24 protein-coding genes are annotated in these 20,836 nt (G+C 30.8%); 21 read left to right on the top strand and 3 right to left on the bottom strand.

Translation table 11 applies throughout. The features are described from left to right. Nucleotides 1-335: 335 nt before the first annotated feature. Together BDW25_RS07505 and nhaC are read left to right on the top strand one after the other, a co-directional pair. Complete coding sequence (locus tag BDW25_RS07505; protein WP_133945294.1) at nucleotides 336-1,406, top strand: NAD/NADP-dependent octopine/nopaline dehydrogenase family protein; 1,071 nt, start codon at nucleotides 336-338, stop codon at nucleotides 1,404-1,406. A gap of 56 nt (nucleotides 1,407-1,462) precedes the next feature. Beyond that, entirely contained in the window at nucleotides 1,463-2,848 is a 1,386-nt protein-coding gene (nhaC, locus tag BDW25_RS07500) for a Na+/H+ antiporter NhaC (RefSeq protein ID WP_002448535.1), read from the top strand. A 311-nt stretch (nucleotides 2,849-3,159) separates the two neighbouring features. Here the strand turns inward: nhaC and BDW25_RS07495 are convergent, their stop codons facing one another. Beyond that, the gene (locus BDW25_RS07495) at nucleotides 3,160-3,936 is read right to left on the bottom strand and encodes a CHAP domain-containing protein (protein WP_002448555.1); all 777 of its coding nucleotides are present in this window, start codon (nucleotides 3,934-3,936) and stop codon (nucleotides 3,160-3,162) included. A gap of 747 nt (nucleotides 3,937-4,683) precedes the next feature. On the opposite strand from BDW25_RS07495, the gene BDW25_RS07490 reads away from it, so the two are divergent. From BDW25_RS07490 to BDW25_RS07460, 7 genes are all read left to right on the top strand, one after another. Then, nucleotides 4,684-5,409 carry a helix-turn-helix domain-containing protein gene (locus BDW25_RS07490; protein WP_239665843.1) on the top strand — a complete coding sequence of 242 codons (726 nt, stop codon included), beginning with the start codon at nucleotides 4,684-4,686 and terminating at the stop codon, nucleotides 5,407-5,409. 177 nt (nucleotides 5,410-5,586) lie between these two features. Continuing rightward, entirely contained in the window at nucleotides 5,587-6,315 is a 729-nt protein-coding gene (locus BDW25_RS07485; RefSeq protein WP_133945292.1) for a transcriptional regulator, SarA/Rot family, read from the top strand. Between the two features lie 273 nt (nucleotides 6,316-6,588). Continuing rightward, nucleotides 6,589-6,933: a transcriptional regulator, SarA/Rot family gene (locus tag BDW25_RS07480; RefSeq protein WP_002448494.1), complete on the top strand. Its 345-nt coding sequence runs from the start codon at nucleotides 6,589-6,591 to the stop codon at nucleotides 6,931-6,933. A gap of 145 nt (nucleotides 6,934-7,078) precedes the next feature. After that, nucleotides 7,079-8,224, top strand: a complete 1,146-nt coding sequence (locus BDW25_RS07475; RefSeq protein WP_049438247.1) for an acyl-CoA dehydrogenase family protein — start codon at nucleotides 7,079-7,081, stop codon at nucleotides 8,222-8,224. A gap of 92 nt (nucleotides 8,225-8,316) precedes the next feature. Next, a complete protein-coding gene (locus BDW25_RS07470; protein ID WP_133945290.1) occupies nucleotides 8,317-9,258 on the top strand; it encodes a nucleoside hydrolase in 942 nt (313 codons plus the stop codon). A 74-nt stretch (nucleotides 9,259-9,332) separates the two neighbouring features. Next, the gene (locus tag BDW25_RS07465; protein WP_002448536.1) at nucleotides 9,333-9,878 is read left to right on the top strand and encodes a biotin transporter BioY; all 546 of its coding nucleotides are present in this window, start codon (nucleotides 9,333-9,335) and stop codon (nucleotides 9,876-9,878) included. A 35-nt stretch (nucleotides 9,879-9,913) separates the two neighbouring features. Continuing rightward, a complete protein-coding gene (locus BDW25_RS07460; RefSeq protein WP_002448609.1) occupies nucleotides 9,914-10,678 on the top strand; it encodes a GNAT family N-acetyltransferase in 765 nt (254 codons plus the stop codon). Nucleotides 10,679-10,716: 38 nt separating this feature from the next. Here the strand turns inward: BDW25_RS07460 and fdhD are convergent, their stop codons facing one another. Beyond that, the gene (gene fdhD, locus BDW25_RS07455; protein ID WP_002448559.1) at nucleotides 10,717-11,511 is read right to left on the bottom strand and encodes a formate dehydrogenase accessory sulfurtransferase FdhD; all 795 of its coding nucleotides are present in this window, start codon (nucleotides 11,509-11,511) and stop codon (nucleotides 10,717-10,719) included. A 187-nt stretch (nucleotides 11,512-11,698) separates the two neighbouring features. Here fdhD and modA point away from each other — a divergent pair, with 187 nt between their 5' ends. The 5 genes from modA to BDW25_RS07430 all read left to right on the top strand — a co-directional run bounded on the left by modA (nucleotide 11,699) and on the right by BDW25_RS07430 (nucleotide 15,405). Beyond that, nucleotides 11,699-12,490, top strand: a complete 792-nt coding sequence (gene modA / locus BDW25_RS07450; protein ID WP_002448452.1) for a molybdate ABC transporter substrate-binding protein — start codon at nucleotides 11,699-11,701, stop codon at nucleotides 12,488-12,490. A gap of 11 nt (nucleotides 12,491-12,501) precedes the next feature. Next, entirely contained in the window at nucleotides 12,502-13,173 is a 672-nt protein-coding gene (gene modB / locus BDW25_RS07445) for a molybdate ABC transporter permease subunit (protein WP_002448583.1), read from the top strand. Continuing rightward, nucleotides 13,174-13,779, top strand: a complete 606-nt coding sequence (locus BDW25_RS07440) for an ATP-binding cassette domain-containing protein (RefSeq protein ID WP_002448316.1) — start codon at nucleotides 13,174-13,176, stop codon at nucleotides 13,777-13,779. 101 nt (nucleotides 13,780-13,880) lie between these two features. Continuing rightward, nucleotides 13,881-14,885, top strand: coding sequence for a ThiF family adenylyltransferase (locus tag BDW25_RS07435; RefSeq protein WP_049438240.1), 1,005 nt, complete (start codon nucleotides 13,881-13,883; stop codon nucleotides 14,883-14,885). Nucleotides 14,886-14,898: 13 nt separating this feature from the next. Further along, nucleotides 14,899-15,405 (top strand): MogA/MoaB family molybdenum cofactor biosynthesis protein, encoded by a 507-nt coding sequence (locus BDW25_RS07430; RefSeq protein ID WP_133945339.1) that lies wholly within the window; start codon nucleotides 14,899-14,901, stop codon nucleotides 15,403-15,405. 87 nt (nucleotides 15,406-15,492) lie between these two features. On the opposite strand, the gene moaC is transcribed toward BDW25_RS07430, so the two are convergent. Continuing rightward, entirely contained in the window at nucleotides 15,493-15,987 is a 495-nt protein-coding gene (gene moaC / locus BDW25_RS07425; protein ID WP_049334574.1) for a cyclic pyranopterin monophosphate synthase MoaC, read from the bottom strand. A 142-nt stretch (nucleotides 15,988-16,129) separates the two neighbouring features. Here moaC and BDW25_RS07420 point away from each other — a divergent pair, with 142 nt between their 5' ends. From BDW25_RS07420 to BDW25_RS07390, 7 genes are all read left to right on the top strand, one after another. Continuing rightward, nucleotides 16,130-17,389 carry a molybdopterin molybdotransferase MoeA gene (locus BDW25_RS07420; protein WP_049432394.1) on the top strand — a complete coding sequence of 420 codons (1,260 nt, stop codon included), beginning with the start codon at nucleotides 16,130-16,132 and terminating at the stop codon, nucleotides 17,387-17,389. Further along, complete coding sequence (gene mobB / locus BDW25_RS07415) at nucleotides 17,386-17,859, top strand: molybdopterin-guanine dinucleotide biosynthesis protein B (protein ID WP_133945288.1); 474 nt, start codon at nucleotides 17,386-17,388, stop codon at nucleotides 17,857-17,859. The genes BDW25_RS07420 and mobB overlap by 4 nt, the downstream gene beginning before the upstream one ends. A gap of 4 nt (nucleotides 17,860-17,863) precedes the next feature. Next, nucleotides 17,864-18,313, top strand: a complete 450-nt coding sequence (locus tag BDW25_RS07410; protein ID WP_002454998.1) for a molybdenum cofactor biosynthesis protein MoaE — start codon at nucleotides 17,864-17,866, stop codon at nucleotides 18,311-18,313. Beyond that, nucleotides 18,314-18,547, top strand: coding sequence for a molybdopterin converting factor subunit 1 (moaD, locus tag BDW25_RS07405; protein WP_017174862.1), 234 nt, complete (start codon nucleotides 18,314-18,316; stop codon nucleotides 18,545-18,547). Nucleotides 18,548-18,549: 2 nt separating this feature from the next. After that, entirely contained in the window at nucleotides 18,550-19,155 is a 606-nt protein-coding gene (gene mobA / locus BDW25_RS07400) for a molybdenum cofactor guanylyltransferase MobA (RefSeq protein ID WP_017174861.1), read from the top strand. 14 nt (nucleotides 19,156-19,169) lie between these two features. Beyond that, nucleotides 19,170-20,192, top strand: coding sequence for a GTP 3',8-cyclase MoaA (gene moaA / locus BDW25_RS07395; RefSeq protein WP_071859842.1), 1,023 nt, complete (start codon nucleotides 19,170-19,172; stop codon nucleotides 20,190-20,192). A gap of 232 nt (nucleotides 20,193-20,424) precedes the next feature. Next, nucleotides 20,425-20,775, top strand: coding sequence for a SarA family transcriptional regulator (locus BDW25_RS07390; RefSeq protein ID WP_002448468.1), 351 nt, complete (start codon nucleotides 20,425-20,427; stop codon nucleotides 20,773-20,775). The last annotated feature ends 61 nt before the right edge of the window (nucleotides 20,776-20,836 follow it).

Genomic DNA, 20,836 nt, shown 5'->3' with positions numbered 1-20,836 from the left:
TCTGTTTAATATTTCTTAATGAAATATTTCTTGCAAACTGCATGTTTGCTATACATTTTCTAATTTTTTGAAAATATTAATAGAATTTATATTACAGCACCTTGTAATAAACTTATTTTATATAAAGATATATACATAAAGGATAAGCGGTTACATTTATGGAGATTTATTTGATATCATACTACTAATAGTGTTTGTAAAAATTTAAATTAGGCTATAGAATAAAATAATACTATTTTGAAGATGCAGTATTTATATCTGCATCTTTATTTATTGATAATAATTTTTTAGATGACTATTAAAAATTCTAAATAGAGAAATGAGGAATGATAACTATGAAAATTGCAATAGTAGGATCAGGAAATGGTGCGGTTACAGCTGCAGTAGATATGGTCAATCAAGGACATGAAGTCAAATTATATTGTCGAAATTCATCAATTCACAAATTTGATAGAGCGTTAGAAAAAGGTGGATTTGATTTTAATAATGAAGGTCATGAAACGTTTGTACCTTTTACAAATATTAGTGATGATATTGAATATGTATTAAAAGATGCAGAAGTGATACAAGTAGTGATTCCTTCATCTTACATTGAATATTATGCGAAAGTGATGTCCCATTATATAACGGCGGAACAAATTATTTTCTTTAATATCGCAGCAGCTATGGGATCAATTCGATTTATGAATGTATTAGAAGAACGTCATATTAATATTCAACCTAAATATGCAGAAGCTAATACCCTTACTTACGGGACACGTGTAGATTTTGAAGAGGCTCGAGTGGATTTATCTCTTAATGTAAGAAAAGTCTTTTTCTCAACATACAATAAGAGAGAGTTAAATGAATGTTTTGATAAAGTGAACCAATTGTATCCACAATTAGTAAAAGAAGAAAGTTTGTGGAAAACGAATCTAGAAAATGGAAATCCTGAAGTTCATCCAGCTCCTACACTATTAAATGTAGGTCGTATAGATTATGCAGATACATTTGCATTATATAAAGAAGGTATCACAAAACATACAGTGCGACTTTTACATGCTGTAGAATTAGAACGTCTAACTTTAGGGCGTAAATTAGGATTTGAATTATTAACTGCTAAAGAAGCGCGTATTCAACGAGGTTATTTAGAACGTAAAGACGAGGATGAACCGCTAAATCGTTTATTTAATACAAGTCCTGTATTTTCACAAATTCCAGGACCGAACTCTGTAGAAAATCGTTATCTTACTGAAGATATCGCATATGGACTTGTATTATGGTCAAGTTTAGGACGTGAAATTGGTGTAGATACACCGAATATTGATGCGATAATTACCATTGCCTCTACTATTCTCGAACGTGATTTCTTTAATGAAGGACTAACAGTAGAAGAACTTGGTTTAGATAAATTAGGATTAAAATAAGTATAATGTTTGGTATAGAAAAGAGGTCTTAAGAAAAAAGAAAAAGGAGCAGATATATGAAAAGAAAACCCACATTTCTAGAAGCAATATCTACAATTATTGTCATGGTAATAGTTGTTACAATTGGATTTGTTAAATTCAATATCCCTATTCAAGTATTGTTACTTATCGCTTCAACCTACGCTGCTTTTATTGCTATGCGTGTCGGTTTAAAATGGAAAGACTTGGAAGAAGGAATTACACATCGATTGACAACAGCTATGCCTGCTATTTTCATTATTTTGGCTGTAGGTATCATTGTAGGTAGCTGGATGTACGCAGGCACTGTACCTGCATTAATCTACTATGGACTTAAGTTTTTGAATCCTAGTTATTTTCTAATTTCGGCATTTATCATTTCGGCTATATGTAGTTTAGCAACCGGGACAGCTTGGGGATCTGCATCTACAGCTGGGATTGCCTTAATATCTATTGGAAGTCAACTTGGTATAAATCAAGGAATGGCAGCAGGTGCAATTATTGCAGGTGCAGTATTTGGAGATAAAATGTCACCTTTATCAGATACAACCAATCTTGCTGCACTCGTAACAAAAGTAAACATTTTTTCTCATATTAGAGCAATGATGTGGACAACCATTCCAGCATCAATCATTGGACTTATCGTATGGTTTTTTGCTGGATTAAACTCCCAAGGTAATGTAAATACAAAGCAAATAAAAGAACTTTTAAATGAACTAGCTAGTATTTATAATATTAATTTTTTCGTATGGATTCCCTTAATTGTGATTATCATTTGTTTAATACTAAAAATTTCAACTGTTCCATCTATGCTTGTTTCAGCGTTGAGTGCTATTTTGATAGGTAAGTTTAATAATGGATTTAAATTTGTAGATGGTTTTAAAGCAACGTTTGATGGCTTTACATCATCTATGACTGGTCATTCTCATGTCACCGAAAATGCAAAAACATTGATTGAACAAGGTGGAATGATGAGTATGACACAAATCATTGTGACCATTTTTTGTGGTTATGCATTTGCAGGTATTGTAGAGAAATCTGGTTGTTTAGATGTAATGTTACAAACTGTTGCAAAAGGTGTTAAATCTGTTGGTACCCTCGTCCTTATTACTGTTCTATCGTCTCTAATGTTGGTATTTGCTGCTGGTGTGGCGTCAATTGTTATTATTATGGTTGGGGTACTTATGAAAGACATGTTTGAAGATATGAATTTAGATAGAAGTAATTTATCTCGTACATTAGAAGATTCCAGTACTATGGTCCTACCATTAATTCCTTGGGGAACATCAGGTATTTACTATGCGCAACAATTAGGAGTTTCAGTTGATCAATTCTTTATTTGGGCAGTACCATGTTATTTATGTGCTATATTAGCAATTATTTATGGATTTACTGGCATTGGAATACGTAAAAAAATAAATTAAATGATTAATTTGATGTTTAATTCCCCTATAATATGGAAATAACAAATTAGGATTAAAGTATTGATGAGAAACATAGTAGCGATGTTATTTAAAAAATACATTAATTTTAGATATCCTAAAAAATGAATTAAAAGAGGATTTAATTTTTGTGGCGAGAATTCAATCCATAATAATGAATTTGATTAATATGATAACTTAAAGCGTTCGAAACACTAAATTAAAGTAAAGTTTCGAACGCTTTTTGTATTATGCATAAAAAAAAGATTTAGAATTCATATTGAATTCTAAATCTTTTTTCTTTATCAATTTAATTAATGAATGAAATTATATGAAGCAGCTTCACTTGAAGAAAGTGTACGAGATGTTACTACACCTACACCATGACCATAATTCATTTCAGACACTGTGATTGAACCATTACTATTTACATTTTCAACATATGCTACGTGACCGTAAGCACCAGCAGTAGATTGCATAATTGCGCCTGCAGATGGACGGTTATTTACTGTGTAACCAGCAGATGCTGCAGCATTTGCCCAGTTATTTGCGTTACCCCAAGTCGAACCGATTTTACCACCTACACGGTCATATACATAATATGTACATTGGCCAGAAGTGTAGTAGTTTCTACCTGAGCTAACAGAGTTAGAAATTGAAACACCTGTTGATGAAGGTGCAGTTACAGTAGTTACTTTTACATTATTATTAGAAGTAGAAGCAGCACCTAAACCACCAGTTTGTTGATTACTTGTTGTGTAAGATTGTGTTGGATTACTAGCAACTTGATTTGAGTTATTAGTATTATAGTTGTTATAACTATAAGTTGAATTTGTATTAGAATAATTATTATATGTATTGTAGTTATAATTGTAATTATAGTTAGAATGATTTAAACGATCTGGGCTCCAGTTACCTTTCCAAGTGTAATGGTAGTTACCTTGTTGATCGATAGTGTAAGAGTAGCTATATGAAGTAGGATCATTTGGATTATATCCTTGTTCAGCTGCATGAGCTTCATGTCCTTGTCCGGCGATAGCAATTGCGGCAACTCCTGCAGTAGCGATTGTAGCTGTAGCGATTTTTTTCATTATAAATTTCCTCCTGAGAATTAAATTAATATTATTTTATATTTAATAGTCATTTGTTAACTTAGTCTTTAAATCATTTTACTTAACGACAAGAAATACTTTATCAAAAAAATTACAATTTGTGGGGAATGTTAACGATTTGTAATTTTTCGATAATATAAAAGCTTGTAAATTTAATTCTTAGTAATATTTTTTAATATAAAAAACGCTATTATGACAGTGTTTATAGAAGAATATGAAAAAGACATTCATTTTCTTGTAATCTTTTTGTAAAATAATAGAAAAATAATTTATAACAAAATAATTTAGCCTATTGAATTATTACTTGATTAAATAAATACTAAAAAATTATTTTATATGTCATCCTTATATATAAATAAAGTAAGTTTATATTGAAAAACAATAAAATCATACTATAAGATAATAAAGTGATAAAATAAGTCAAAATATTGCTACTGCTAATACCGAAATAAAACATAAAATTGTATATGAAGATAGATCTCCGATACGCATACATAAGTATCGAGGCGATAATTCAATAGAATTAAGTGGTGAATAAAGGGGAGAAATGTCATCGCTTATATCTAGTCTTTATATTACAAACGAGAGGAAAGACGTATGATAGATAATTTTTCGGTAAAGCTTTTAAAAAATACGAGAATATTAAAACAAAAAGAATCCAATATCAAACTTATATATTGGTTAAAGGGTTCTGGAAAAATAAATTTAGACTTAGATACATATAATATGAAAAAAAGAGATCTCGTATTTATTATGTTAAATGATTTATATTCGATAGAAGGCGAAACGAACTCTGTTATTGCAATAATTGAAATTTCATTCACAGATTATTTAAGATTTGCAGACGATTATATCAGACAAAAAGGATATAAATTTTCTTCTATTGAACGAAAACAATTAGAATCATTTATTATTAATCTTCTTGAATTTGAAAGTCGAAAACCTCGACTTCCACACATAAGGGATAAATTAGTTAAACATTTATGTGTAGAATTAGGTTATATTCAAAGAAAACATCGTCAAAACTATAAACTAAACAATCCACTTGTAGATGAAGTTCATGAATATATTATCGAACATCATCATGAAAAGATTAATAAACAAGCATTAGCGAATTCACTTGATATGTCTAACAAAGAGTTAAGTCAAGTGATTAAATTTCATACACCTTATCATAATATTGCTCAATATATTAATGATATTCGTTTGAAATTATGTTTACTTGATATTTTAGATAGTAGTGAATTTATTCAAGATATTGCTTATAAACATGGATTTAATCATTTTCCGAGATTTATTGCATTATTTAGTAAGAAATATGGGATGACTCCAGGTCAAGCACGAAAAAAACAATTTGCTCCAATATATAAGGCTACCGAAACGGTTGAAATATCTTTAGATTATGAAGCACAGTTACTTATAGCTGAGGCCAAAAGTAACTATCATACCTAAAATAGGATTAAGTCCATTAATAAGTAAAAAGATAAAGTATTTAGACCTTTACTCATACTTAATATGAAGTAAGTAAATGTATGATATAAAGATAAACTGGTAACACTTTAAAATTGTATCGCAATACTAAAGTCTGTCTTCTAGAATTGTTGTATAAATTGCGAGGTGGCAACTATCATGACGAAAAATGATATGGATGTACTATTATTTTATCTTTTATTTTATAAAGCAGTCGATGAGCTTTTAAAATATTCTAAAAACCTAAATATTGAACACCTAAATGTACTATATGCTATTATTGATTATCATAAAACGAACCATCAAGGTATGGATATTGAAACATTAATGAAAAAAACGTATTTATCTAAACGAACTTTATTCCATCTTGTTAGTCATTTATACCACGAAAATTGGATTTTTAAATCTTATGATGCAAATGATCAACGAAGATTAAGAATCTTACCTGTAGAAGTGTATGAAAGAAAAATGAATCATTTATTATTAGAAATTGGAGAATTACTTGAAAATAACTATTTTAAAACATCAATCAAGAATATGAATTATTGTAAGTTAACATATCTAATTACTATTTATAAAGTTTTAAATAAGATTGAAAAAAGTATTAAGCGCTATCAGTTAAGTTTAAATGATTTGCTTGTTTTAGGCATTATTTGGTCGAATCAAAATGACATCTCGTTAAAATCGATAAACTATTTTTCGCGTTGTCAGTCTATAAATATAAATTTAGTAATTAAACGATTACAACAAAGTGGTTATATTTTGAAAGAAAGAGATGTTATAGATGAACGTAGAGTGTGTATAAAGTTAAATATGTCAAAAAAGGAAGAGATTCATTATATCTTGAGACATTGTAGTAAAATGATAAAAAAGGAATTAATATTATAATTTGTTCTAAAAATAACTAGTGATGTAAGAAAGTCTTGTCTCTTACATTACTAGTTATTTTAGGTGTATAACACATGAAATAATTATGTATAATTTAATTTGGCAAATGAGATTTTAATATATAATATCATTTTAATTTCATAAAAATATTGAAATATTATACTTAAATGTTATAAAATAATTTTTATAGCATAAGAAATGTTTAGTGTTGTAGTAGTTAGTATACATGAACCTTGTAGCAACTAGATGTACATCAGAGGAGTGGTTTAGAATATGGGACAAATTAAAGACATCAATGATTTAGTTAACGCAACATTTCAAGTGAAAAAGTTTTTTAAAGACACTAAGAAAAAATATAATCTGAATTATGAAGAAATTTATATTTTAAATTATATTGTTAAAAGTAAAAAAGATGAAATTACTTCAAAAGAAATTGCAACGTATTCAGAATTCAAACCTTATTACTTAACTAAAGCATTACAAAAATTAAAAGATTTACAATTATTATCAAAAAAACGTAGTATACAAGATGAAAGAACAGTTATTGTTTATGTAACAAAAGAGCAACGCGAGAGAATTAATGCTTTAATTGCTGAATTAGAGAAATATATACAATAGAATGATGATGGGGTAAATGAGTGAGACAGAATTTCTGTCCACTCTTTTTTAATTCTAATATACTATGTTAATGAGATACTTTATATTATTAAAACCGAGTGTTAAACTATGATTAAATATATCAAATATCGAATAGGTGATAGTCATGTTAGATTCATTTTTAATAAGTAGTGATATTCAAAGAAAATGGATTAAAAAATTTAAAACAATTGAAGATACATTTAAACAAAGAGCAGCAGAAGAAGATATTGACTCTAAATTCCCATTTGACAATATAAAATGGCTTGTAGAGGAAGGTTATAGTGTGTTAACTTTACCTAAATCATATGGTGGAGAAGGTGCAACAATAGAAGATATGGTCGTTTTACAATCATATCTTGGAGCTATAGATGGCGCTACAGCACTGTCTATAGGCTGGCATCTAAGCGTTGTAGGACAATTATATCAACAGCATATGTGGAGTCAAACTATGCTTGATCAATTTGCAATAGAAGTAAAAAATGGCGCGCTTGTAAATAGAGCAGTAAGTGAAGCGGATACTGGCAGTCCTACTCGTGGTGGGAGACCTGCTACGCATGCAATAAAAACTAAAGACGGTTATAAATTAAATGGTGTGAAAACGTTTACTTCTATGAGTAAAGCATTGACACATTATATTGTTGCAGCATTTGTAGAAGATATTCAAGAAGTAGGCTTCTTTTTAATTCCTAGAGAGACTAAAGGTTTAGAAATTGCAGATAATTGGAATATGTTAGGAATGCGTGCAACGGAAAGTCATGATTTAGTATTAAATGATGTTATAGTTCCGTTTGAAAACTTTGTAGAAACGAAACATAAACCTCAGCCCAATGGATGGATTTTACATATACCAAGTGTATATTTAGGTATTGCCCAAGCAGCGAGAGACTATGCTATTGAGTTTGCCAAAACGCATTCCCCTAATAGCATTGAGGGAACAATTGCTACACTACCTACTGTACAACAAAATGTTGGTAAAATGGAATCACTCTTATTATCTGCTCGTCATTTTTTATGGAGTACAGCTAAAGGTTACAATCAATATAATGAAACACTTAATATTTGGAATGAAACATCTGCAAGTAAAATTTTAGTCATGAATCAAGGATTAGAAGTAGTGGATCTTGCTATGCGAATCGTAGGGGCAAAAAGTTTAGAAATGGATCGGCCATTACAACGCTATTATCGTAATATGCGTGCTGGCCTACATAATCCTCCTATGGAAGATGCAGCATATACGAATATTGCAAAATCTATACTTGATTTAATGTAGAATGAATTTTTTATTTATAATATGTTTAAAGAAAGCTATGATTACGTATAATGTAGTCATAGTTTTTTTTACATATTTTTTGGAGGGATTTAATGACTAAAATATATTTTAATCATGATGGCGGTGTTGATGATTTAATATCACTATTCTTATTACTACAAATGGATAATGTTGAATTAGTAGGTGTAAGTACAATCGGTGCAGATTGTTATTTAGAACCTTCTCTAAGTGCTTCATGTAAAATTATCAATCGTTTTTCAAATTTATCTATTGATGTAGCTCCTTCATATGAAAGAGGAGTTAACCCTTTTCCGAAAGACTGGAGAATGCATGCCTTTTTTATGGATGCACTTCCTATTTTAAATGAGGAATGGATTGATAAACGTTCTATAACGAGTACATTTGAAGCTTATGAGGATATTATTAATGTATTAAATAATAGTAAAGAAAAGGTGACTTTATTGTTTACTGGTCCGTTAACCGATTTAGCCAAAGCGATCAAACATGATAAAGCAATAGTAAACAATATTGAAAAGTTAGTTTGGATGGGAGGGACATTTTTAGAAAAGGGAAATGTAGAAGAACCCGAACATGATGGCACAGCTGAATGGAATGCTTTTTGGGATCCTGAAGCTGTTAAAACAACATTTGATACGTCTATCAAGATAGAAATGGTAGCGTTAGAAAGCACTAATCAAGTACCATTGACACCAGCTATTCGTCAAATGTGGGCAAATCAACGTCAGTTTATAGGAGTTGATTTTTTAGGCATCAGTTATGCAGCTGTACCTCCTCTTACTCATTTTGTCACCAACTCTACTTACTTTTTATGGGATGTATTGACGACTGCTCAAATTGGTAAAGAAAACTTAACAGATTCTATAGAACTTAAAGTAGATGTATGTACAAAAGGACCAAGCCAAGGACGCACATATGAGAGCGATGATGGACGTATGGTGCATGTCGTTAATCATGTCAATCATGATGAATTCTTCAACTATATTACGTCTTTAGCTAAAAAAGTATCTCATTAACTTTAAATGTAAACTTTTTATATAAAATAGTTTACATAAGTGGTATAATTTTCTTCATAAAAGGAGGAAATCAAATGAGTACAAAAAATTTAGTATATACAGCGTTAATGACAGCGGTTATTTGTATTTTAGGCCTAGTACCCGGAATACCGTTACCATTTATGCCTGTACCAATTGTATTACAAAATATAGGTATCTTTTTAGCAGGAGTTATATTAGGACGTAAATACGGCGCACTCAGTGTTATTATCTTCTTATTATTAGCAGCCACAGGTTTGCCATTATTATCAGGTGGACGCGGTGGAATAGGTGTGTTTGCAGGTCCTTCAGCAGGATTTTTATTCTTATATCCAGTAGTGGCGTATCTTATAGGTTTAGTAAGAGATCGTTTTAAAAATCATATTAATTTCTTGACATTATTTATTGGTATACTTGTATTTGGTGTTTTATTATTAGATATTGTAGGAACAATCATTATGGGATTCATTATACATATGCCTATAAGTAAAGCATTTTTATTATCATTTACATTTATTCCAGGAGATATTATTAAAGCGATTATTGCGAGTTTAATCGGCACAACATTACTTAACCATTCACGTTTTAAGAATTTGATATAATAGTACAAAATATACATAGTTGGGTGATGGTTACTATGACATACATAACAATGAAGCAGATTAAAGAAAATGGAAAAATATACTTAGAAGATGAGTTGAATATTATATATTTAACACCTTCTGATCCAATGACATATCACATGAATAAGTGGCAGTACAAAACGTTACCTTCAATTAATCAGTGGTATTCAGATATGGAGAAACAACGAATTTTGCATAAAAAACAACATTCTTCTCATTTATCTTTTACATTTCCAGAAAACCAATTACTGCATTCTACATGGTTAGAAGCGATACGCAATGAAGGATTTCAATTAGGACTACTTGAATTGTACGCGATAGATAGTGTTACATTAAAACAATTTGAGAGCAATATTCAGGTAGATATTGAACCTGTAACTTCATTTAACATGGAAGATTATTTAAGTGTTTACAATGAATTTTCAAAACCGTATGGCGAAGCGTTTGTTAAAGAAAGTGAAGAACGAACGAGAGAGGCAATATTAAATCAAATAGATGATGTCACTCGTATAGTTGCATATTATCTTCATAAACCTGTGGGGATTTTGGATGTTATAGTTACAGATGAAACCGTTGAAATTGATGGGTTCGGCGTTTTAGAAGACTATCGTCATAAGGGAATAGGTACTACGATGCAGTCCTATGTAGGTCATTTAGCTGGTTCTCGACCCGTCATATTAGTGGCAGATGGTGATGATACAGCAAAAGACATGTATATAAAACAAGGCTATATTTTTCAAAGCTTTCAATATCAGATAGTCAAAGAAGATGCAATATAAATAAAAGTAGGGAGTGAAAAATGAATTTATAATAAATTCTATTTCACTCCTTTTACACGTTCTGGATGACTATAAATATTAAAAGAATTACCTCTAATAAAACCAATAGCAGTAATATTTAAGTCATGTGCCAGTGTTACTGCTAATGTGGTAGGTGCAGATTTTGATAATATAACACCAACACCGATTTTAGCTGCTTTTAGTAAAATTTCAGATGATATACGTCCACTAAAAATAAGCATTTTATTTCTAACAGGAATTTGATGAGTAAGACAAAAACCGTAAAGTTTATCTAAGGCATTATGTCTACCTATATCTTGACGATGTTCAAAAAATGCCTCACCATCACTAATCGCTGCATTATGCAAACCACCTGTTTGTTTAAATAAAGTGCTTGCACTTTGTAAACCTGTCATCATATTTAAAATTTGTCTTGGAGTGAGAATGATATTAGACATCGATGTTTTAGCAATTGCCGCATCATTTTGAAAATAAAATTCTCGACTTTTTCCACAACATGAAGCAACCATGCGCTTTGTAGAATACTCAAAACGATCACTTAATGACTTAGTTAATTCTACATGAGCAAACCCTTTACTATCATCAATTTGTAAATGTTTAATTTCTTCTTTTTTATAAATGGCTCCTTCAGATGCTAAAAATCCTATGACTAACTCTTCTAAATGTGTCGGACTGCAGATTACTGTAGCAAATTCTTTTCCATTCACCATAATCGTTAATGGAAATTCGGTTACATAGCTGTCTTCAGTTTCGATGAGTTGCTCATCTTCATACCTAATAATTGGTTGATTTTGAACGGCATCTTTATCCATGAATGTCTCCCCTTTGGTTATAACTACTTTATACTGTATCATTATATTCACAAAAAGTATTTCAATATTGAATGATTATATAAAACTTTATATTTTAAAATTTAGAAATAAATATAAAACATGGTAAAACTTTTCAAAAGATATAAAAAGCGTATAATATTTGATTGAATAGGGGGCATAAAAATAAATGACTGTAAAACGATTATTAGCGGTGTTAGGGACTTTCATTATCATTATGGCAGGTTGTTCAAATTCAAAAGATAATGAGAATAGCAAGCAATCTTCAAAGTCAAATAATAGTGATAATCCTAAAACTGAATTGAAAGTTTCAGCAGCAGCAAGTTTAAGTGATGTAAGTAAAGCATTAAAGAAAGAGTTTGAAAAAACACATAAAAATGTAAATGTAACATTTAATTATGGTGGATCAGGAGCCTTAAGACAACAAATTGAAAAAGGTGCACCAACTGATGTCTTTATGTCTGCAAATACGAAAGATGTAGATATGTTGAAAAAACATAATCAAGCTCATAATACATATAAATACGCACATAATCAGTTGGTATTGATTGGTGATAAAAACAGTGATCAAGCTTCAGTAAAAGATTTAAAAGACAACGAAAAATTAGCTATTGGTGAAGTGAAAACTGTACCAGCAGGTAAATATGCGAAACAATATTTAGATGATCAACATTTATATAGTGATGTAAAAGATAAAATTGTATATGCCAAAGACGTTAAACAAGTATTAAATTACGTTGAAAAAGGTAATGCTCAAATGGGATTTGTATATGAGACCGATTTATATACGAATAATGAAAGAACAGATAAAGTAAATGAGATTAAAAAAGCGGATTTGAAAAAATCTATCACTTATGAAGCGGGAGCAACATCAGATAATAAATTTGCTAAAGAATGGATGGAATTTTTAAAATCTAAAAAAGCGAAAAATATTTTAAAAGAATATCACTTTAAAGTATAGGGGGATGACATATGCCTGATTTAACACCTCTATGGATTTCTATTAAAGTAGGATTTATCAGTACGATAATTGTCTCTATATTAGGAATTTTTATTTGTAGAACGTTATATAAAAGAAAGGGGCATGCAACTCAATTTCTTGAAAGCTTAATATTATTACCTATTGTTTTACCACCAACAGTACTAGGGTTTATACTTATTATTGTTTTTTCACCTAGAACATTTGTGGGACAATTCTTTCAAAATATACTTCATTTACCCGTAGTATTTACAATGACAGGTGCAGTAATTGCATCTGTCATTGTTAGTTTTCCACTGATGTACCAACATACTATTCAAGGATTTCGAAGTATTAACCCTAAAATGTTAAATACTGCACGAACAATGGGAGCAAGTGAACGTAAAATCTTCTATCGTTTAATTCTACCATTATCTAAACGTTCAATTATTGCGGGTATTATGATGAGTTTTGCGAGAGCTATTGGAGAATTTGGTGCAACATTGATGGTTGCAGGATATATTCCAAATACAACCAATACCCTGCCACTTGAAATCTATTTTTTAGTAGAGCAAGGAAAAGAAAATCAGGCATGGTTATGGGTACTTGTACTCGTTGCTTTTTCTATTACAGTCATTAGTATGTTGAATTTTGCGAATCGTGATAAAGCTCAGGAGGTAGACTAGATGTTACAAGTTAAATTACAACATCAGTTAAAACAAACATTGATTCATATTAACATTGAAGATACAAAAGCTAAAATATATGCAATACAAGGTCCCTCCGGCATTGGAAAAACGACAATATTAAATATTATTGCGGGATTAAGACAACCAGATGAGGCTTATATTAATGTTAATAATCAGTTATTAGTAGATACTGAAAACCATATTAATGTAAAGATTCAACAACGCCAAATTGGCTATTTATTTCAAGATTATCAACTTTTTCCTAACATGACGGTTCTCCAGAATATTACATTTATGACTAAACAGTCTAAACATATTGATGAGCTTATTCAACGTTTAAATATTAGCCATTTAATGAATCAATTTCCGCCGACACTGTCTGGTGGGGAAGCTCAACGTGTAGCACTCGCTCGAACTTTAAGCACGAAACCCAATTTAATTTTACTTGATGAACCTTTTTCAAGTTTAGATGATATTTCTAGAGATGAAGGCATCCATCTAGTTAAGCAAATTCATGAGGAATGGTGTATACCTATTATTTTTGTAACGCATTCTAATTATGAAGCAGAAGTATTAGCAGATGAAATGATTCAAATTAAATAAACAGGAGTAGGATATCGAAGTCTAGAATGTTTTAGATTTCTGTCCTACTCCTATTTCGTTATAATAAAAAGAAGAGAGAATGTTGAGAGAGGTTTCAAATAATGACTCAAGAACGTTATTCAAGACAAATTTTATTTAAAGATATTGGAGAACATGGACAACAAACCATTAATCAGAAACATGTATTGATTGTTGGAATGGGCGCTTTGGGTACCCATGTAGCTGAAGGACTTGTTCGTGCTGGTATTCGAGAGTTGACTATTGTGGATAGAGACTATATTGAATATAGTAATTTACAAAGACAGACATTGTTTACAGAAAGTGATGCAGATCGTATGTTGCCAAAAGTGATTGCTGCACAAGATCACTTAAAACATATTCGCTCTGATATAAAAGTGAATATTTATATTGAACATGTAGATGCCCAATTTTTAGAGCAATATGCAACGAGTGTAGATTTGATTATTGATGCAACGGATAATTTTGAAACAAGACAATTAATCAATGATTTTTCCTACAGATATCGCATTCCTTGGATTTATGGTGGAGTAGTTCAAAGTACCTATGTAGAAACTGCATTTATTCCAGGTCAAACACCTTGCTTTAATTGTTTAATGCCTCAGTTACCAGTGATAAATCTGACATGTGATACAGTCGGTGTGATTCAGCCAGCCGTAACGATGACCACAAGTTTTCAATTACGGGATGCTTTAAAGATATTGATTGGTAAACAGATTCCCACGAAGCTGACATATGGAGATATTTGGGAGAATACACATTTTTCTTTTGGTTATAGTAAAATGCGTCGTGATGATTGCCCAACTTGTGGCAAAAATGCTAGCTTTCCGTATTTATATACTCATTCGACTTCATATGCAACTTTGTGTGGTAGAGATACAGTTCAATATGAAAATAAAGACATTACAAAAAAAGTATTAGTTGATTTTCTTATAGCACTTGATATTCGTTATCATGAAAACCAATATATGTTAGTATTTGAATTTAAAAAACATAGAATTGTATATTTTGAAGGTGGGCGAATGTTGATTCATGGTACAACTAAGAAATCTGAAGCAATACAGTTAATCAATCAACTATTTGGATAAGGAGAGAATGATGATGCATGAGCATGATAATAAAGAAGTTAAAAAAACAATTCAATGTGCAGTGTTAACAATTTCTGATACACGAAATAAAGAAACAGATAAAGGGGGTCAATTAGTTCAAAAGTGTTTGAAAGAACTGAATATAGAAGTGAAAGAAGAACACTATAATATCATTAAAGATGACAAGGAAGACATCCAATCTCAAATTGATGAATGGTTAGCATCAGATATTGATGTCATTATAACGACTGGAGGTACTGGTATAGCACAACGTGATGTGACTATAGAAGCTGTAAAACCACTTTTAGATAAAGAAATTGAAGGATTCGGCGAACTTTTTAGATATTTAAGTTATACGGAAGACGTAGGAACAAAAGCGCTTCTCTCAAGAGCATTAGCGGGAACTGTTATGAGTAAATTAATCTTTACGTTGCCGGGATCAACTGGGGCAGTAAAGTTAGCAATGACTAAACTCATTATTCCGGAATTAAATCACATGGTTTATGAACTCAATAAATAAAATAGTCATAAAAAGCATTGTAAATCATAGGTTTCCCTAATTGAAAATGCTGCTTATGACTATCATAATAGAAGACAATCATATAGATTAATCTAATTGACGGTGATAATCTCCAGATTTGCCTCCAGATTTTGATTCAAGGTATGTATCACCAATGATCATTCCTTTATCAGCTGCTTTTGTCATATCGTATACTGTGAGAGCTGTAACTGAAGCAGCTGTTAAAGCTTCCATTTCAACACCAGTCTTACCTGTAGTAGAAACTGTAGCAGTAATGCTTAATTGATAGTGGCGTGGTGTGTTCGCTTGATTCCAAGAGAATTCAATATCTATTCCAGTTAAGGGCAATGGATGACACATTGGAATAATAGTCGAAGTATTTTTAGCAGCCATTATACCTGCAATTTGAGCAGTATTAAGTACATTACCTTTTTTATTTGTATTGTCAATAATTTGATGGTAAATCGCTTCATTCACTGTGATGCTTGAATGCGCTTTAGCAATACGTTTTGTAATACTTTTATTCGAAACATCAACCATTTTTGCATTACCTTGATGATTGATATGTGTAAAATTTGACATAAATAGCCTCCTATAGAAGTATCTAAAAAATCATAACATAAAAATAAAGTTATAAACATTTATTTTTAATGAGTTCTTCATTATCTTACTGAGTTTATAAAATAGTATAGCATGAATTTATCGTGTAATTGGAGTTGATAAAATGGTAGTTGAGAAAAGAAAACCAATACCTATTAAAGAAGCAATTGAACGTATTGTAAAACAAGATATATATACTCAACAAAGTAATATATCATTAGAGGACAGTTTAGGATATGTCTTAGCAGAAGATATTGTAGCAACTTATGATATACCACGTTTCAATAAATCACCGTATGATGGTTTTGCTATAAGAAGTGAAGATTCGGCTGGTGCCTTTTCAAAAAATCGTAAAACATTTAAAGTGATAGATCATATTGGTGCAGGCACAGTATCTCATAAAACAGTTGGAGAAAATGAAGCAGTTCGTATTATGACAGGCGCTCAAATTCCTGAGGGTGCAGATGCAGTAGTGATGTTTGAACAAACTGTCGAAAACGGAGATACATTTACTATTAGAAAACCTTTTGAAGAGAATGAAAATGTGTCGCTAAAAGGAGAAGAAACTAAAACAGGAGATATCGTTTTAAAAAAAGGACAAGTCATTAATCCTGGAGCTATTGCAGTACTAGCGACCTATGGTTATACAGAAGTGCCTGTGTTTTTAAAACCAAGTATTGCAGTCATTGCTACTGGAAGCGAATTATTGAATGTAGACGAAGAATTACAACCAGGAAAAATTAGAAATTCTAATGGTCCGATGATACAAGCATTAGCTGATAAAATGGGATTAACGATAGAGCCTTATAGTATACAACAAGATGACTTAGAAAGTAGTATTCAAGTCATCACTAAAGCAATGAAAGATCATGATATTGTCATTACTACTGGAGGTGTTTCGGTAGGGGATTATGACTTTTTACCAAAGATATACAAAGCAATTCAAGCAGAAGTGTTATTTAATAAAATTGCGATGCGTCCTGGAAGTGTGACAACTGTGGCAGTTGCAAATAATAAGTATTTATTTGGTTTATCAGGGAACCCATCGGCTTGTTTTACTGGTTTTGAATTATTTGTTAAACCAGCAGTGCAACATATGATGCAAGCCAAAGCAGTTTACCCTCAAGTTGTGAAAGCAACATTAATGGAAGATTTTGCGAAAGCCAATCCATTTACAAGATTTATTCGAGCAACTGCATCTTTTACTCATAATTGTGCGACTGTGGTTCCATCCGGATTTAATAAATCGGGTGCTGTAGTAGCAATAGCACATAGTAATGCAATGATTATGTTGCCAGGGGGGACAAGGGGATTTAAAGCCGGACATACTGTAGATGTTATTTTAACTGAATCGAATGTTTTCGAAGAGGAACTATCATTATGATTTTACAAATAGTTGGTTTTAAAGATTCGGGTAAAACAACGTTGTTACAACAATCTATTACATTTTTAAAATCTCAAGGCTATCATATTGTAACGATTAAACATCATGGACATGATAAAGATGATATTACGCTTCAATCTTCTAATGTGGATCATATGAAACATTTTGAAGCTGGTGCAGATCAGAGTATTGTTCAAGGATCTGTTTATCAACAAACGGTAACACGTAGAAATCAGCCGTCGCTTGAAGAGCTGATAAAAGAAAGTGTAACTATTCGTTATGACGTTATTTTAGTTGAAGGGTTTAAACATGAGAATTATGACAAAATAGTGGTATATCAGACCCAAGAAGAATTAGAAAAACTGAGACTTCTTACACATGTTCAATATTTTTATAATTATAATAATGAGAATGCTTTAAACAACTATGAGCAATGGTTACTAAAATGGATGAAACAAAAGGATGAATAAAAAAATGAAACAATTTGAAATCGTGACGAATCCAATTGAGCCCGAACAATATAGAACATTTACTTTAAATGAACATCAAGGAGCTGTTGTTGTCTTTACAGGTCATGTTCGCGAATGGACTAAAGGGGTGAAAACAGAATATCTTGAGTATGAAGCTTATGTTCCAATGGCTCAAAAAAAACTAGAACAAATTGGAGAAGAAATTACACAGCGTTGGCCAGGAACGATAACAACGATTGTACATCGTATTGGTCCTCTACACATTTCCGATATTGCAGTATTGATTGCTGTCTCTTCGCCACATCGTAAAGACGCCTATCGTGCAAATGAATATGCGATTGAAAGAATTAAAGAAATTGTGCCGATTTGGAAAAAAGAAATTTGGGAAGACGGTGCAGAATGGCAAGGACATCAAAGAGGAGACCACAGTCAAGCAACTAAAGGAGGGGCTTAAATGAGAGTATTATATTTTGCAGAAATAAAAGAAATATTAGAAATGAATTCAGAGGACATTGATTTAATAGAAGATATTACAGTAGAAACATTTAAAGAATTATTATTTGAACGTCACCCATCCATTCGTGATAAAAAATTTCAAGTAGCTGTAAATGAAGAATTTGTTCAACTTAATGATATTGTAAAGCAAGATGATGTTGTTGCGTTAATACCTCCAGTTAGTGGTGGTTAAATATGAAAGCAATTATTCTAGCTGGGGGACACTCTAAACGTTTTGGTAGTCCTAAAGCATTTGCTTGTATTCACGGGGAAATGTTCTATAAACGAATTATTAACACATTAACAGAAACGAATTTATTTGACGATATTATTATAAGTACAAACAAACAACTTAAGAATGAATTTGAGTATAAACATATTATGGTAGATGAAGAAACACATGCAGATAAAGGCCCGTTATCAGGAATCTACACAGTTATGAAACATTATAATAATGAAGAATTATTTTTTGTGGTCTCTGTAGATACTCCTATGATTACTAAAGAAGCAATAAGTCAACTATATCAATTTACAATTTCACAGCGTATGGAACATCAAGCCGATATTATAGCTTATTCAGATGATGATAAACCTATACCAACCATTGCTTTTTATAGTCGAGGAGTCATTTCGAATATTGAAAAAGCACTCAATTCTAATGATTATAGTTTACAGCATGTATATAAAAATGTGATAACATGTTTTCTAGATACTAAAGAGGTTCAGCCTTTAAAAAATTGGTCTAAAAATATTAATTATCAAGATGATTTGAATACTTTACTTCATCAGATTAATGATTAAAGGGGGACACATTAATGACGATCCAAATTAAAGATAAATTAGGACGTCCTATAAGAGATCTACGAATTTCTGTAACAGATCGTTGTAATTTCAGATGTGATTATTGTATGCCAAAAGAAATATTTGGTGATGATTTTGTTTTTTTACCTAAAGAGGAATTACTTACATTTGATGAAATTACAACAATTGCCAAAGTTTATGCTGAATTAGGCGTGAAAAAATTAAGAATCACTGGTGGAGAACCTTTATTACGACGTGATTTATATAAATTAATTGAAAAACTCAATCGTATTGAGGGTATTGAAGATATTGGTATGACTACTAATGGTTTACTTTTAAAAAAACATGGTCAAAAGTTGTATGAGGCAGGATTACGTAGAATTAATGTAAGTTTAGATGCAATTGATGATGAGGTATTTCAAGCAATCAATAACCGTAACATTAAAGCTTCTACCATCTTGCAACAAATTGATTATGCGGTATCTATTGGATTTCATGTAAAAGTAAATGTAGTTATACAAAAAGGAATTAATGATGAGCAAATCCTACCTATGATCGAATATTTTAAAGATAAACACATTCAAATAAGATTCATTGAATTTATGGATGTAGGTAATGATAATGGTTGGAATTTTAATAAAGTTGTTACGAAAGAAGAAATGCTATCTACTATTGAAGAAGAGTTTGATATAGAACCACTTCCACCTAGATACTTTGGTGAAGTTGCCACATATTATAGACATAAAGATAATGGTGCACAGTTTGGTCTAATCACCAGTGTTTCAGCTTCATTTTGTTCTACTTGTACAAGAGCAAGACTATCATCTGATGGAAAATTTTATGGATGTTTATTTAGTGTGATTGATGGTTTTGATATTAAATCATTATTGCGTAGTGGTGCTACACATCAAAAATTAAAAGACACGTTCATTTCATTATGGCAAGCACGTGATGATCGTTATTCAGATGAACGTACAGAACAAACAGTAAAAAATCGACAACGAAAGAAAATTAATATGAATTATATTGGTGGTTAATCTATACAGAAGTAAGTGATAATCATATATGATATCACTTACTTCTGTATTTTAATTTGATAGTAGCTTTAATTAATTTTAATAATTTCAAAGTAATTTATATTAATCACTAAACAGATATAAATTAATATTTGTAATAGATTAAATTGTACATATGTTATATAATTAAATTAAGCAATTTTATTATATTATGTATTTATACAACTTAGAATCAACTTTGGAGGCATGTACTATGAATAATAAAGTGAATCGCTTTATTGAAGCGGAAAAAGAACTTAGTCAACTAAAACATTGGTTAAAAATGACGTATAAAATTTCTATTGAGGAATTTGTCGTTTTATTTAAAGTGTATGAAGGTAAAAAAATTAGCGGAAAAGAGTTACGCGATACCTTACATTTTGAAATGTTGTGGGATACAAGTAAAATTGATGTAATCATTCGCAAAATTTACAAGAAAGAATTAATTTCTAAATTACGTTCTGAAACAGATGAACGACAAGTATTTTATTTCTTTAATGCGTCTCAACAAAAAGTATTAGATAAAATGAAAAATGAAATTGAAGCTATTAGTATTGCAAATTAATTAAATAAAAAGAGCACCTCTCATATTCTATAACGAATAATAGGGGTGCTCCTTTTTATAT

Source organism: Staphylococcus sp. AtDRG32 (assembly GCF_004365845.1).
Taxonomy (GTDB): Bacteria; Bacillota; Bacilli; order Staphylococcales; family Staphylococcaceae; genus Staphylococcus; species Staphylococcus hominis.
This window is presented reverse-complemented; position numbering and strand designations above follow the sequence as displayed.

Bases quoted from the DNA above. Each gene is read 5' to 3' on its own strand.
- BDW25_RS07485 (WP_133945292.1), top strand. From the start codon at position 5,587: ATGACGAAAAATGATATGGATGTACTATTATTTTATCTTTTATTTTAT.
- BDW25_RS07465 (WP_002448536.1), top strand. From the start codon at position 9,333: ATGAGTACAAAAAATTTAGTATATACAGCGTTAATGACAGCGGTTATT.
- BDW25_RS07390 (WP_002448468.1), top strand. From the start codon at position 20,425: ATGAATAATAAAGTGAATCGCTTTATTGAAGCGGAAAAAGAACTTAGT.
- modB (WP_002448583.1), top strand. From the start codon at position 12,502: ATGCCTGATTTAACACCTCTATGGATTTCTATTAAAGTAGGATTTATC.
- BDW25_RS07495 (WP_002448555.1), bottom strand. From the start codon at position 3,936: ATGAAAAAAATCGCTACAGCTACAATCGCTACTGCAGGAGTTGCCGCA.
- moaC (WP_049334574.1), bottom strand. From the start codon at position 15,987: ATGTCAAATTTTACACATATCAATCATCAAGGTAATGCAAAAATGGTT.
- BDW25_RS07410 (WP_002454998.1), top strand. From the start codon at position 17,864: ATGAAACAATTTGAAATCGTGACGAATCCAATTGAGCCCGAACAATAT.
- nhaC (WP_002448535.1), top strand. From the start codon at position 1,463: ATGAAAAGAAAACCCACATTTCTAGAAGCAATATCTACAATTATTGTC.
- BDW25_RS07430 (WP_133945339.1), top strand. From the start codon at position 14,899: ATGCATGAGCATGATAATAAAGAAGTTAAAAAAACAATTCAATGTGCA.
- BDW25_RS07470 (WP_133945290.1), top strand. From the start codon at position 8,317: ATGACTAAAATATATTTTAATCATGATGGCGGTGTTGATGATTTAATA.
- BDW25_RS07475 (WP_049438247.1), top strand. From the start codon at position 7,079: ATGTTAGATTCATTTTTAATAAGTAGTGATATTCAAAGAAAATGGATT.
- BDW25_RS07490 (WP_239665843.1), top strand. From the start codon at position 4,684: ATGAAAAAAAGAGATCTCGTATTTATTATGTTAAATGATTTATATTCG.
- BDW25_RS07440 (WP_002448316.1), top strand. From the start codon at position 13,174: ATGTTACAAGTTAAATTACAACATCAGTTAAAACAAACATTGATTCAT.
- moaD (WP_017174862.1), top strand. From the start codon at position 18,314: ATGAGAGTATTATATTTTGCAGAAATAAAAGAAATATTAGAAATGAAT.
- BDW25_RS07460 (WP_002448609.1), top strand. From the start codon at position 9,914: ATGACATACATAACAATGAAGCAGATTAAAGAAAATGGAAAAATATAC.
- BDW25_RS07505 (WP_133945294.1), top strand. From the start codon at position 336: ATGAAAATTGCAATAGTAGGATCAGGAAATGGTGCGGTTACAGCTGCA.
- BDW25_RS07480 (WP_002448494.1), top strand. From the start codon at position 6,589: ATGGGACAAATTAAAGACATCAATGATTTAGTTAACGCAACATTTCAA.
- fdhD (WP_002448559.1), bottom strand. From the start codon at position 11,511: ATGGATAAAGATGCCGTTCAAAATCAACCAATTATTAGGTATGAAGAT.
- mobA (WP_017174861.1), top strand. From the start codon at position 18,550: ATGAAAGCAATTATTCTAGCTGGGGGACACTCTAAACGTTTTGGTAGT.
- BDW25_RS07420 (WP_049432394.1), top strand. From the start codon at position 16,130: ATGGTAGTTGAGAAAAGAAAACCAATACCTATTAAAGAAGCAATTGAA.
- BDW25_RS07435 (WP_049438240.1), top strand. From the start codon at position 13,881: ATGACTCAAGAACGTTATTCAAGACAAATTTTATTTAAAGATATTGGA.
- moaA (WP_071859842.1), top strand. From the start codon at position 19,170: ATGACGATCCAAATTAAAGATAAATTAGGACGTCCTATAAGAGATCTA.
- modA (WP_002448452.1), top strand. From the start codon at position 11,699: ATGACTGTAAAACGATTATTAGCGGTGTTAGGGACTTTCATTATCATT.
- mobB (WP_133945288.1), top strand. From the start codon at position 17,386: ATGATTTTACAAATAGTTGGTTTTAAAGATTCGGGTAAAACAACGTTG.